This window comes from Candidatus Nitrosotalea sp. FS (genome assembly GCF_011319475.1).
Taxonomy (GTDB): Archaea; Thermoproteota; Nitrososphaeria; order Nitrososphaerales; family Nitrosopumilaceae; genus Nitrosotalea.
Window position 1 is genome coordinate 1 of record NZ_RCMC01000234.1, and the last position, 221, is coordinate 221.

The following is a 221-nucleotide window of genomic DNA, read 5'->3' on the forward strand; positions in this document are numbered from 1 at the left end:
ATTTCCAAGTGGAACTGTATTTTGAGCAAGCGATGTTGCTTCAAAGGTAACAGCAGCAGGTGGAGAGATCTTGGGTGGTGTAGTATCTACAATATTTACAATTTGTGTAGCAGTTGCAGAATTTCCAGATTGATCAGTTGCAGTCCAAGTTATCGTGGTCTTGCCTAATGGAAATACCGATGGAGCATTGTTTGTAACTGACTTTATTATTCCGTTATCAG

The 221-nt window shown here is 39.8% G+C and carries 1 protein-coding gene; it reads right to left on the minus strand.

Going from position 1 to position 221, the window contains the following annotated elements:
* Window positions 1-221 (minus strand): HYR domain-containing protein (locus tag DYY66_RS08780; protein WP_166288274.1); only part of this gene is annotated, 221 nt, incomplete at both ends.